12 protein-coding genes and 2 pseudogenes are annotated in these 12526 nt (G+C 63.7%); 4 read left to right on the forward strand and 10 right to left on the reverse strand.

Features of this window, described 5'->3' with window-relative positions; translation table 11 throughout:
* Positions 1-441 (reverse strand): annotated as a pseudogene (locus tag Q0L57_RS27770) (adenosine deaminase); the annotation flags it as partial.
* A 168-nt stretch (positions 442-609) separates the two neighbouring features.
* Here Q0L57_RS27770 and ubiE point away from each other — a divergent pair.
* From ubiE to coaBC, 3 genes are all read left to right on the forward strand, one after another.
* A complete protein-coding gene (ubiE, locus tag Q0L57_RS27775) occupies positions 610-1386 on the forward strand; it encodes a bifunctional demethylmenaquinone methyltransferase/2-methoxy-6-polyprenyl-1,4-benzoquinol methylase UbiE (RefSeq protein WP_296746276.1) in 777 nt (258 codons plus the stop codon).
* A 43-nt stretch (positions 1387-1429) separates the two neighbouring features.
* Complete coding sequence (gene ubiB / locus Q0L57_RS27780) at positions 1430-3004, forward strand: 2-polyprenylphenol 6-hydroxylase (RefSeq protein ID WP_296746277.1); 1575 nt, start codon at positions 1430-1432, stop codon at positions 3002-3004.
* Positions 3005-3080: 76 nt separating this feature from the next.
* A complete protein-coding gene (coaBC, locus tag Q0L57_RS27785; protein WP_296746278.1) occupies positions 3081-4553 on the forward strand; it encodes a bifunctional phosphopantothenoylcysteine decarboxylase/phosphopantothenate--cysteine ligase CoaBC in 1473 nt (490 codons plus the stop codon).
* 14 nt (positions 4554-4567) lie between these two features.
* On the opposite strand, the gene Q0L57_RS27790 is transcribed toward coaBC, so the two are convergent.
* Complete coding sequence (locus Q0L57_RS27790; RefSeq protein WP_296746279.1) at positions 4568-5905, reverse strand: aspartate aminotransferase family protein; 1338 nt, start codon at positions 5903-5905, stop codon at positions 4568-4570.
* A gap of 95 nt (positions 5906-6000) precedes the next feature.
* Between Q0L57_RS27790 and Q0L57_RS27795 the strand changes: the two genes are divergently transcribed.
* Positions 6001-6858, forward strand: coding sequence for a LysR family transcriptional regulator (locus Q0L57_RS27795; RefSeq protein ID WP_296746280.1), 858 nt, complete (start codon positions 6001-6003; stop codon positions 6856-6858).
* A gap of 17 nt (positions 6859-6875) precedes the next feature.
* Here Q0L57_RS27795 and Q0L57_RS27800 read toward each other — a convergent pair whose 3' ends face one another.
* From Q0L57_RS27800 to Q0L57_RS27835, 8 genes and pseudogenes are all read right to left on the reverse strand, one after another.
* Entirely contained in the window at positions 6876-8354 is a 1479-nt protein-coding gene (locus tag Q0L57_RS27800) for an MFS transporter (RefSeq protein WP_296746281.1), read from the reverse strand.
* Between the two features lie 196 nt (positions 8355-8550).
* Positions 8551-9162 carry a GNAT family N-acetyltransferase gene (locus Q0L57_RS27805; RefSeq protein WP_296746282.1) on the reverse strand — a complete coding sequence of 204 codons (612 nt, stop codon included), beginning with the start codon at positions 9160-9162 and terminating at the stop codon, positions 8551-8553.
* Between the two features lie 144 nt (positions 9163-9306).
* A complete protein-coding gene (locus Q0L57_RS27810) occupies positions 9307-9780 on the reverse strand; it encodes a DUF992 domain-containing protein (protein ID WP_296746283.1) in 474 nt (157 codons plus the stop codon).
* 205 nt (positions 9781-9985) lie between these two features.
* Positions 9986-10837, reverse strand: coding sequence for a tetratricopeptide repeat protein (locus tag Q0L57_RS27815; protein ID WP_296746284.1), 852 nt, complete (start codon positions 10835-10837; stop codon positions 9986-9988).
* A gap of 132 nt (positions 10838-10969) precedes the next feature.
* Positions 10970-11236: a 30S ribosomal protein S21 gene (gene rpsU / locus Q0L57_RS27820; protein WP_027165252.1), complete on the reverse strand. Its 267-nt coding sequence runs from the start codon at positions 11234-11236 to the stop codon at positions 10970-10972.
* 179 nt (positions 11237-11415) lie between these two features.
* Positions 11416-11802 (reverse strand): SET domain-containing protein-lysine N-methyltransferase, encoded by a 387-nt coding sequence (locus Q0L57_RS27825; protein WP_296746285.1) that lies wholly within the window; start codon positions 11800-11802, stop codon positions 11416-11418.
* A gap of 109 nt (positions 11803-11911) precedes the next feature.
* Positions 11912-12010: pseudogene (locus tag Q0L57_RS27830) on the reverse strand (short-chain dehydrogenase); the annotation flags it as partial.
* Positions 12011-12014: 4 nt separating this feature from the next.
* The coding region (locus Q0L57_RS27835; protein ID WP_296746286.1) for a YrdB family protein at positions 12015-12526 on the reverse strand (512 nt) is incomplete at its 5' end.

A 12526-nucleotide genomic window follows, 5' to 3' on the forward strand; every position in this document is an offset into this window, starting at 1 on the left:
GCAGCGGGCCGCGAAGCGCGCCGCCTGCTCGATCGCCTCGACGCCGACATGGCGCACACCGGTGACGATCATACGCCCCTCGATGCCGGTCTTGGCCTTGGCGCGGGCCATGCCTTCGCCGAGCGCATCCGTGTAGGCCTTGGGCGACAGGCCGGCCTTCCTGGCGTGGTCCGGCGAGGTGAAGACCTCGGAATAGATGGCGCCGTCGCGGGCGAGGCTGGTCAGATAGTGATCGGCGAGCCGCGCGTAGTCCTCCTCGGTGCGGAACAGGTCTGAAGCGAAGTCGTAAGCGGCGAGAAAGGAGGTGAAATCGTGCCAGACGAAAGAGCCGTCCCTGATGTAGGGCGAGGGGTCCTTGCCATATTTGCGGGCCTGGCCGACGACGAGCTCGGGCGCCGCCGCCCCTTCGATGTGGCAGTGCAGTTCGGCTTTCAAAATCATGCGGTCATCCTGTCGGGTATGTTCTATTCGCACAGATTCTGGCCGGAAAATCGTGCGAGACTCTTCCCGAACCCGTCTTGAAAGCGCGGCCGAAAACCGCGCCTTGGACAATAGCGCCCGCACAATCGATCGGCTATGGTCCCGCCGGTTTTATGACGGATCGAAAAAATGTCAGTTGAGAGAACCACTGCCGCAGGCGGCATGGAAACCTCCTATGGTTTCAGGAATGTGGGCGCAGGCGACAAGCAGTCGCTCGTCAACGACGTCTTCCATAAAGTGGCCAATCGCTACGACCTCATGAACGATCTGATGTCGGGCGGGTTGCATCGGTTGTGGAAGGACGCGATGGTCGCGTGGCTCAATCCGCCGAAGCGGCCGGGCTGGAAGGTGCTCGATGTTGCCGGCGGCACCGGCGATATCGCATTCCGCATCATCGAGGCCAGCCAGCGCCACGCCCATGCCACGGTGCTCGACATCAACGGCTCCATGCTTGCCGTGGGCCGCGATCGCGCCGAGAAGAAGGGGCTGTCCGAAAACACCGATTTCGTCGAGGCAAATGCCGAGACGCTGCCATTCGAGGACAACACGTTCGATGCCTACACCATCGCGTTCGGCATCCGTAACGTGCCGCGCATCGACGTGGCGCTGAGCGAGGCCTTTCGCGTGCTGAAGCGAGGCGGCCGCTTCCTCTGCCTCGAATTCTCCGAGGTGGAGATGCCGGTGCTCGACAAGGTCTACGAGGCCTGGTCGTTCAACGCGATCCCGAAGATCGGCAAGGCGGTGACCGGCGACGGCGAGCCCTATTCCTATCTGGTCGAATCGATCCGCAAATTCCCCAACCAGCAGAATTTCGCTTCCATGATCACCCGCGCGGGCTTCGACCGCGTGACGTTCCGCAACTATTCCGGCGGCATCGCGGCACTTCATTCGGGCTGGAAGCTTTGAGGCAGGAAACCTTGCGGCAGGGATCCCTGGGGAAGACTGGGCGATGAGCAGCGTTGGCGCCGCCTTCCGGCTCGCCAGGGCCGGCTGGGTGCTGGTCCGCGAGGGCGTCGTCGCGGCGCTGCCCGGCGAAGAGCTTTCGGGAATGCCGAAATTCGGCTGGCGCATGGCGCGGCTGCTCACCCGCCGTCGGGCGAGGAGCTATCAGCGTGGCGACCGGCTGGCGCGAGCGGTGGTGCGGCTCGGACCCTCCTATGTCAAGCTCGGCCAGTTCCTGGCGACGCGACCCGATGTCGTCGGCAACGACATGGCGCTCGACCTTGCCTTGCTGCAGGACAAGATGCACACCTTCCCGAAGGCGGAGGCGGTGCACGCGATCGAAGCTTCGCTCGGGCGAAAGATCGAAGATCTCTATTCGAGTTTCGGCGAACCCGTCGCGGCCGCCTCCATCGCGCAGGTGCACAGCGCCGAGATCGTTCGCGAGGGACCAGTCTCGCGCGTGGCGGTAAAGGTCATCCGGCCGGGTGTGCGCCATCGCTTCTTCCAGGACCTGGAGAGCTATTTCCTCGCTGCCCATTTGCAGGAGAAATACATTCCCTCGTCACGCCGCCTGCGCCCGGTGGAGGTCACCCAGACGCTGGCGCAGACCACCAAGGTCGAAATGGACCTTCGGCTCGAGGCCGCGGCTCTTTCCGAGCTTGGCGAAAATACGAAGGACGATCCCGGCTTCCGCGTTCCCGCGGTCGATTGGGAGCGAACCGGCCGCGACGTGCTCACCATGGAGTGGATCGACGGCGTCAAGATGAACGACCTTGCCGGCCTCGCCACCGCCGGTCACGATCTCAAGGCTATCGCCGCAAACCTCATCCAGTCGTTCCTGCGGCACACGCTGCGCGATGGCTTCTTCCATGCCGACATGCATCCTGGCAACCTGTTCGTCGAGGCGAATGGCACCATCGTCGCCGTCGATCTCGGCATTGCCGGCCGTCTCGGCAAGAAGGAGCGGCGTTTCCTCGCCGAAATCCTCTACGGCTTCATCGTGCGCGATTACCAGCGCGTCGCCGAAGTGCATTTCGAAGCCGGTTATGTGCCGCGCCAGCACAATGTCTCGGCCTTCGCGCAGGCGATCCGCGCCATCGGCGAGCCAATCCACGGCCAGTCGGCCGACACCATTTCGATGGCCAAGCTCCTGACTTTGCTGTTCGAGGTCACCGAGCTTTTCGACATGGCGACGCGGCCGGAACTGATCCTGCTGCAAAAGACCATGGTGGTCGTCGAAGGCGTCGCCCGCACGCTCGATCCGGCCTTCAACATGTGGAAGACTTCAGAACCTGTCGTGGGTGAATGGATCGCCGCCAATCTCGGGCCGCGCGCTCTTTTGACAGACGCGCGAGACGGCACGAAGGCGCTGGTCTCGTTGGTAAGGCAGGCCCCCGACTTTGTCGCCCGCACCGAGCGGCTGTCGCGTGAGATCGACCTGATGGCCGAGCATGGCCTGCGCTTCGACGAGGCATCCGCGCGCGCCATCGGCAAGGCCGAAGCGCGCCACACGCGCTCGGGCCGCGTGGCGCTATGGGTGATCGCGCTGACATTGCTTTACATTGCGTGGCGGATTTTCTGACGCTTCACCTGATCTTGCTCGCGTTTGATGGCATTGCTATCATTGATGACATGGCATTGAGTTTGGGTGCAATCAGATGGCCAGCATCACGATCCGCAACCTTGACGATGAGGTCAAGGACCTGCTTCGGCAATTGGCGGCCGAGAATGGTTGCTCGATGGAGGAGCAGGCGCGGGCGATGATCCGGACGGCGGTCGAAGGCCGCGCAGGGCAGGCCGACCGCATCGGCGAGATCGAGAAGACGCTGCGCGCGCTGACCGGTTCCAGCCAGCAGGCGATCCCGGTCGCCCCGAGCGCGGGCAGAACGCCGGCACGAGGCTCTCTTTCCGGCAAGCGTATCCTGCTTATCATCGGCGGCGGTATCGCCGCCTATAAATCGCTCGATCTGATCCGGCGCCTGCGCGAGCGCGGCGCTTCGGTCCGGGTGGTGATGACAACCGCGGCGCAGGAGTTCATCACCACGCTTTCGGTCGGGGCGCTTTCGGCCGACCATGTCTTCACCGAATTGTTCGATCGCAATGACGAGCATGATGTCGGCCACATAAGGCTGTCACGGGAAGCAGACCTCCTAGTCGTGGCACCGGCGACCGCCGATCTGATGGCGAAGCTTGCCAACGGGCATGCGAACGATCTGGCTTCGACAGTGCTTCTCGCCACGGACAAGAAGGTGCTGATGGCGCCGGCGATGAACCCGAAAATGTGGTCGCACCCCGCGACGCGCCGCAACCGCGCGACCTTGCAGAAGGACGGCGTCGGCTTTGTCGGCCCTGCCAGGGGCGAGATGGCTGAAAGCAACGAGGCAGGCGAGGGCCGAATGGCCGAGCCGCTCGAGATCGTCGCGGCGATCGAAGCGATGCTCGACGAGAGGCCGAAGCCGCTTGCGGGCCGCAGGATCATCGTCACCTCGGGGCCGACGCATGAGCCGATCGACCCGGTGCGCTATATCGCCAACCGTTCGTCCGGCAAGCAGGGACATGCCCTCGCGGCTGCCCTGGCGAAGCTCGGCGCCGATGTCCGGCTAGTCTCCGGTCCGGTCACCGTCGCCGATCCGGCGGGCGTCGCGACCACCCATGTCGAGACCGCCGCGCAAATGAAGGAAGCGGTCGAAAGCCTGCTGCCGGCCGATGCAGCCATATTCGTCGCGGCTGTCGCCGACTGGCGCACGGCGAACGCTGCCGGCGAGAAGATCAAGAAGGTGGCCGGCGAGGGGCCGCCTTCGCTGCAGATGGTCGAGAACCCTGATATCCTGGCCGGCATCGGCCATCATCCTCAACGGCCCGGCCTGGTGATCGGCTTCGCCGCCGAGACCCAGGATCTCATCCGCAATGCTGAGGCCAAGCTGAAGAAGAAGGGCGCCGACTTCATCGTCGCCAATGACGTCTCCCAGCAAAGCGGCATCGGCCCTTCGGGCGTCATGGGCGGCGATCGCAACAAGGTGCGCATCGTCTCCAGGACCGGCGTCGAGGAATGGCCGGAAATGGGCAAGGACGAAGTGGCGGCGCGGCTTGCGGCGCTTATTGCCGACCGGCTCCAGACAGTCGTGGTCTAAACGCTCGTCGGCCCTCACTCCGCCGCGATATCGACATTGCCTTTATCGGTGGCAAGCCCCGCTTCGATTGACTCGCCAATGATCCGTAAGCCGAGTTCCAGTTCCTCCTCGGAAATGGTCAGCGGCGGCGCGATGCGAAACACGCCGCCCATGCCGGGAAGCTTGACGATGTTCATGCTCAGGCCACGCTGGAACGCTTCCGCCGCGATCCTGGCGCCGAGTTGATGGTCGGGAACCCTGTCCTTGCGGTCCTTGACGATCTCGACCCCGAGCAGGAGACCGCGGCCGCGCACGTCGCCGACGCATTCATACCGCTGCTTCAGCATCGACAATCCGTCGAACAGTTTCTCGCCCAGATGCCGGGCCCGCTCGACGAGCTTTTCTTCCTCGACCACATCGAGCACGGTAAGTCCGACGGCCGCCGGCAGCGGGTCGGAAACATGCGTGGTGTAGAAGAGGAAACCCTTCTCATGCGCCGTCTCCTCGATCTCGGCTGTCGTCATGACGGCGGCAAGCGGGAGGCCAGCGCCGATGGTCTTGGACAGCGTCAAAATGTCGGGGGTAATGCCGTCCCGTTGAAAGGCGAACATCGTTCCGGTGCGCCCGATGCCGGTCTGCGCCTCATCGAGGATCAGCAGCATGCCGCGCTCGCGACACTTCCGCTGCAGCGCGGCGAGATAGCCCAGAGGCAGCTCCAATATGCCGCCGCTCGACAGGATCGGCTCGGCGACGAAGGCGGCCAGGTTTCCGGTCGACTGGCTGTCCACCAGATCGAACGCATCGTTGAGCTCCGTTAGCCAATCCAGGGAACCGTCGGCATTCTTAAAGCGTGGCCGGAAGCTGTTGGGCGCAGGGATTGCGAACGACCCGACTGCCGCCGGCCCATATCCCTTGCGCCCGGCGCTGTAGGTCGCCGACGCCGCAACCCCGGTCATGCCGTGCCAGCTCTTGGAGAAGGCGACGATCTCGTGCTTCCCGGTCACCAGCTTCGCCATGCGGATCGCCGCTTCGTTCGATTCTGCGCCGGTCGAAAGCAAGAGCACCCTGTCCAGTCCCGGCGCCAGCGCCGCAAGGCGCTCGGCAAGCTCGACCACCGGGCGGGAGAGCATCCCGCTGAACAGATGCGCGGCCTTCTCGACCTGACGGCTGACCGTCGCGACGATTTTTGGATGAGCATGGCCGAGCAGCGCGCTCATCTGCCCGGAGGTGAAGTCCAGGATAGGCTTATCGTCCGCATCATAGACGAATGACCCAGCGGCGCGCTCGATAATAGCCGGTTCGAATGCGCCGCCATAGCGAATAAGATGTTTCCGCGCGGCATCCCAAAATGCGTGATCCAGGTTCTTTGACATCGGCGAACTCCGTCAGGCGTCGACGAGACAATTATCGGTTGGCCGAGATGCAGTAAAATTGATAGTAATCGGATTCCGGTATCAGAAGAATTGATATGCAGGCTCCGCTCGATCTCAAGCTGCTGGCGACATTCGTGCGCGCCGCCCATTCGGGCACCCTCAGCGCGACGGCTGTGCAGGTGGGCCGCACGCAGTCGGCGGTGACCATGCAGATACAGCGGCTCGAGGAAGCGATTGGCCAGAGCCTGTTCCACCGCAGCGGTAGCGGGGTGCGGCTGACCGGAAGCGGCGAGCGCTTCCTGGCTTATGCCGAGCGCATCCTCAAGATCCACGATGAGGCGATCTCGGCGCTTTCCGACAAGGGCCTGCACGGTTCGATTATCTTCGGCAGTCCCGAGGACTATCTGAGCGCGTTCTTTCCAGCGCTGCTGCAGGGCTTCGGGACCTTGTATCCGGACGTCGAAATCAAGGTCGTCTCGGCGCCGACAGTAGAGTTGCGGACACTTCTCAACACGCATCAGATCGACCTGGCGCTTGTCTCCGCTCGCGATGCCACCGATGCGCAGGGCGCCGTGCGAACCGAGCCGCTTGTGTGGGTCGGCAGCAAGCCGGCCCTGGACCTCTACGACTTCGGCGACACCGTTCCGCTGGCTCTGTCGGCTTCCAACGCCGTCGACCACAAGGCAGCCTGCGAGGCCATGGCCAGCGCCGGACTGCGCTACAAGATATCCTATGCAAGCAACAGCCTTGCCGGATTGATCGCTGTGGCGCGATCGGGCCTGGCGATCAGCGTGATGACCGAGGACGCGGTGCCGTCCGACCTCCATATCCTGGGCGCGCCGCTGCCTTGCCTGCCGCGCCTTGGCATCCTGATCGCCTTCGCCGACTCCGAACGATCGCCAGCGGTCGAAGCTTTCGCGGATCACATCCGAGGCGTTCTTCCGTCCCTATAGGCAACCACACGCGGCCGTCATGCGCTTTCCGTTTCGTGTCGGTCCAAAGCGAGGTCGGAACCGTCAATCTGCCGCTGAGCAGGGCGCTTTGTGATCGAAGATAGCCTCAGGGCGGCCACACATCCGATGACACCGAGCGGCACGAAAGCGAGGAACAACCAGCCGGCGACGCTTGCGGCCGCGTCGCGGTTCAAGCCTTCCGAGAAGCCACTGACATTGGCGACGATGCCCGCCAGCGCCGCGCCCACCGCATAGCCGATACGCTGCATGGTCGGCACGGCGGCCGACGCGATCGTCTGCTCGTCCTTCGGCGCGGAAGCGACGACGACGCGTGTGAGGAAGGGCCAGGCAACACCGAAACCGCCGCCTTGTAGCAGGGCGCACAGCAGGATCAGGGGGATCGATCCGGCGGGGATCGTGTAGGCGAAGCCGGCGAGACCGAGGGCGATCATCAGTGCGCCGACGACGATGACCGGCCCGTCACGCTCCAGCCTCATGTTGGCGACGGTGATCGAAAGGATCGACCAGGCGATGGATTCGGCGGCGATGATGTAGCCCGTGGTCAGGATCGGGATGCCGTGCAGCGTGGTCAGGAGCAGCGGTCCATAGATGGAGAACGTGCAGGTCGCGATCGAGAAGGCGGCGACCATCGTCATGCCGCTGCCGAGCGGCGAGCGCCAGGAGAACAGCCGCGAGGGGAAGAGACGTGAGCGCGGCTTCAGCGCATCGATACGGAAGAACAGCGCCAGACCGGCGAGGCCAAGCACGATCAGCAGGGACGAGCGCAGCGGAGCGATGTCGACGCCCGCCGCGGCGATCAGCACGATGCTGACGGCAAGACAGCCGAGCGCAAAGAACGGGAAGGAGGGCGCCGTGCCGGTACTCGCCTGCGGTCGCGTCGCCTGCGGCGTGCTGAGCACGGCAAAGCTGGCCAGCGCCATGACAGCGCCGCCGAGCGTGAAGATGCCGAAGGCCCAGCGCCACGACAACAGGCCGACCATGATCGCGCCGAGCATGGGGCCGCTGAAGGCGGCCACGCCCCAGATCGCCGACATGATGCCGAAAAGCTGCGGCCAGATGTTGCGGGGGAACAGGCGTTCGACTGAAACGAACGCCAGCGAAACCAGAGCGCCGCCACCCAGGCCCTCGACCAGCCGGCCTGCAAGAAATACCTCCATGGACGGCGCCGCGGCGCATATCAGCGCGCCGGCGGCGTAAAGCAGTGCGGCCACCATCATGTTGGTGCGCAGCGCCACAAAGCTGACCATTCGACCGGCGGCCGCTCCGGCGACGATGGCGCCAAGCTCGTAGACCGCCAGGGACCAGCCGACGAATTGCACGCCGGCGAGATCGCCGACCATGGCCGGCATGATCGTCGCGATCATCGTCTCGTTGGTGGCATGCAGCAGAATGCCAAGGCTGACGAAACAGAAGCGCGCGAGGTCGCCACTAGCCCACAGCGCCCGCCAATCCACCTTGTTGTCCGTTGCCGTCACGTCGGTCTCCTGCTTTTTTGCTACCTCATCCGCATTGCGAATAGGGTGCCAGATCCAGTTCGGCAGGGCTTGTAGAACCTCAAGCGCGGTTGAGCTCAAGAGGCTTTTTCACTGATTTTCAAACCGCAGGCGGAGCCGCGATTTCGTTGGACGTGGCGCGGCCAATCTCTGTTCGGTGGTAACGTCTAGGCCTACGTCAAGGGCTCGCGATCGACGCCGTGCAATATGGCGAGAGCACCCGCCATCCCAATGTCGTGTAGAGCGCGCGGCCTTCCTCTGTCGCGACGAGGAACTGAGGTATGTCCGAGCTCGGTCGCGCGAGGGACAGGGCATGCATCACGGCATGGCCCAGGCCTTTGCGGCGGTGCTCCGGCGCTGTCGCGATCCGATCGTAGATGAAGACGTCTCGTCCTTCCGCCGCATATCCCTTCGCGGCCAGGACGCCGTCACTGGAGATCACTTGCGCCTCGACGACCGGACCATTGCGGCTAACCTCAAGGGTGTAGCCCGCCGGTAGCGGCCGCCCGATCCACCCTCGAGTCGCGGTCATGACATAGGCCAGGGAAAGCAATTGCCATCCATCGGGCAGCGCGGCCATCAATTCGTCCGCCGATCCGCAAAGCTTCAACAGATGCCGTGGCGCGTCTATCGTGCGGCCAAGCTCGGCGAGGCCCTCCGACACCCGCGGAAAAACCCACCGCTTGACCTCGGCCTCGGAGTTCGTGTCGACGCGAAAGCCACCGTGATCCGGGACCGGCGCAGGCAGCCCGCGCGCAACGGAACGCGCGGTCAACCAGGCTTGGAGCATTGTTGGATCGACACCGTTCATCGATGTGCCTTAGCACGGCACGGGATCAACTCGCACGACCGTGCTATCCGCTCGAAAGAAAAGTCGGCCCGGAACATCTTCCGGGCCGGACGTTTCGGCTGGTGGAGCAAAAGCCGAAAGGCTCTATTTGTAGGAGTGGACGAGATCCAGCGAAGCCACCGCGACCGCCAGGTTGACGCCTGTCTGCGCCTGGACGCTGAGCGGCTCCAGCATGAAGGCGCCGTTCAGGCCGCCGACCAGGACATTGGCGCCACCGCCGGTGATCACGCTCGCCTCGGCATTGACGCCATAATAGCTGCCGGCGAGATCGCCAGCCTCATGGCTGCGCGTGCCGGCAAGCACCGCCCAGACGAGCTGGCCCTGATGTGTCTGCCCGATGTCGACCCCAAGCTTGGAGATCATGCCGGTGTACTGCTCGGACGGCCCGTGATGGTAGGGACGGAAGGTGCAGGCCACGCCCTTGTTCGAGGTGATGACATAGCCGATGCCACCGTCGATGGTGCAATCGAGGGTGCCAAGCCGAAGCGTACCGGCGTTGACGGGAGCGGCGAGGACCGTGGTGGCGAGAGCGGCGGCGCAGACAAGTGCTTTGATCATTGGAAAGGTCCTTTCGCAAAATGGCCTCGATCAACGATCGAGCTGCGCGGAGCGTTCCGCCGAAAACTTGGCGCGAACATGGCAAAGGTTAACGCATTGCCTGGGGCGGTTAACGGATCGCTATTCGGCGTCTCTCCGGCGCAACACCAAGGGTCGCCGGAGGCGACCGGGCGTCGTTCGGTCCCCCTCTGTCGTCAGCTTCCGATCAGCTGGCGCTGCCACCGACGCGCGACAGGCCGTCCTTGGCCGGCTGGTAGGTGGGGTCGAGACGGACTGCTTCGCGATAGGCCTTGGAAGCCTTCGCCTTGTCGCCGCGCTTTTCGTAGATCAGCGCCTGGTTGGCCCAGGCCTCGGCGTTCTTCGGATCGAGCTTGATCGCCATGTTGAAGTCGGCGAACGCGTTGTCCGCGTCGCCCGTCGCCAGATAGGAGAGGCCGCGGCCATTATAGGGTTCCGCGGCGTCCGGCGCCAACGAGATGGCGGTCGAGAAGTCCTCGATGGCGAATTTGTGCTGGCCCTGGCTCTGATAGATCAGGCCGCGATTGTGGTAGGCACGGGCGTCGGTGGTGTCGAGCTGGATTGCCTTCTGGAAATCGTTGAAGGCGTCCTGGACACGGTTTGCCTTGCGGTAGAGGTTGCCGCGACCGATATAGGCGGCATCGTAATTGGCGTTGATCTGGATCGAACGGTTGTAGTCGGCCAAAGCGGCGTCCTGGTTGCCGAGGAAGCGCTGAATGAGGGCGCGGTTCGAATAGGCCTGGTAGAAGTTCGGATTGAGCTGGATGGCGGTGTCGAAGTCCTTCAGCGCCGCCTGGTACTGGCCGCCGCGCCCGTAGGCCGAGCCGCGCACGTTGTAACCCTCGGGATCCTTCGGGTTGCGCTGGATGACAGCCGAGAGCGAGGAGATGTTCTCGCTCGACCCTTGCGCCTTGTCGATGTTGTTGAACTCGCCGGTCGGGGTCGTCTGGCACGCCGCAAGCGCCAGACCCGAAAGCAGGGCCGCCGTCAGGGCGAAGCCGCGAAAAGCGGTTTTGCGCTCCACGGTAATTGCGTTCATCTTTGTCCTCACTGCCGCAGCGCCGTCAGTCCGTTCCCTCTCCGAACCGGCTCGAATGCATAAACAAAAAGGTGGCGGCGATTCCGCATCGCGCCACCTTCGGTATCCTTCGAAAAGGACGAAAAATAGGCGTTATGAGCGCGGCGAGCGCGATGCGCCGGCAGCACCAGCCGGAGCCGGGCGCGGGGTCATCGGCAGCAGGCCTTCGCGCTGGGCACGCTTGCGAGCCAGCTTGCGGGCGCGGCGCACGGCTTCAGCCTTTTCACGGGCACGCTTCTCGGACGGCTTCTCGTAGTGGCCGCGCATCTTCATTTCGCGGAAAATGCCTTCGCGCTGCATCTTTTTCTTCAGCGCGCGAAGCGCCTGATCAACATTGTTGTCGCGGACGAGTACCTGCACGTGCAATCCTGTCTTCGGGTTTGAAATCTACAGGCAAACGGCCATAGCCGCCTTGCCTCCGCGGCAGGTTGCACCGCGAATTGTGGCGGCTGATAGCAGAATCAGGCCGTCCTGTCCACCGTTGATTGCAGCAAGCGACGATCAAAAGAAGGAGTGCGCCGCCGTGATGTCCGACCGCGCTAGGCGGTGGCCAGATGGAGGCGGGCGAAATCCTCGAAAAATTCACCGTAGTCGCAGGTGATTTCCTCGCCGGCCGCGATGTCTCGAACGGCTGTGGCGCCGCCATATTGCGAGAAATCGGTGTTCGGCCGCTCGGCATGGTTCATGAAGCGGCCATTGTCGACCTCATAGACCATGAAGCCCGGCTTGTCCGGGCTCGGATAGGCGTAGCGGTCGAGCAACTCGCGCAGATGCGGTGGCGCCGCCTCGTATTTCTCCATCGGGATCAGCCGGTCGAAATCCGGATCCAGCCGCCAGATCGAGGCGCCCCTGCGGATTGGCTCGGCGGCGAAAACGCCGACGCCCTCTATAGCGCTCTGGGCGACGTAGGTTCTGATCAGCAGCATCTTTGCGATCCGGTTTCGACGGGAAACCAAAATCGTCAAATCGGACCGGAATGCAAGGCCGCATATCGTCATTTCAGCGGATGAGCGTGGTTGCCGTCCGCCAAAAGGGTCACGTCCGGTTGATCGACACGCCGCCATCGGCGAACAACGCCGTGCCGGTGGTGAAGCTCGAGGCCTCCGAGCGCCGAAAACCCGCGCGGGCCGCTTTCGCCCTACTGCCGCAACAGCCAACTCAGACGATCCCGTGAGAAGACGTAGCTGACGGTGATCAGCAGGGCTATGACGGTGCCCGTTGTCGCATGACCGGCCAGATAGTATCCGGCAGCCCCGCCAAACAGGACGATCAATTCCAGTAGCAACCTGAAGGCACCCGGCACCGGCACCGGCGCCCGACCTGATCGGCTCGGATCATTGGGCACGGCGAAGGTGCCCCACACTACAGCCGCTAGCAGCGGCAAGGCGCCAGCGAGAATCCAGCGCCAGAACCCGGTCGAGAGGCTCCAGCCCGCCATACCGAGACCGAGCAGCGCCGCGAGCTCGAGCAGAAAGCGTAAGGTCAGATTCCACCAGGCGTTACCCATCGTCGTCCCCGAATCCTCGAATCTATCCTTGGATCGGCGAGTGTTGCCGAACGCGGCTCTGTCGGCCAGTTGAAAGCATCTTTCGCGACGGCGCAAAACGGCAAGCGCCGTCGCAAACAGCGCAAGGATGACATCGCGGTTTC

Origin of the sequence: Mesorhizobium sp. (genome assembly GCF_024509055.1) — a bacterium.
In the GTDB taxonomy this organism is placed as follows: Bacteria; Pseudomonadota; Alphaproteobacteria; order Rhizobiales; family Rhizobiaceae; genus Mesorhizobium.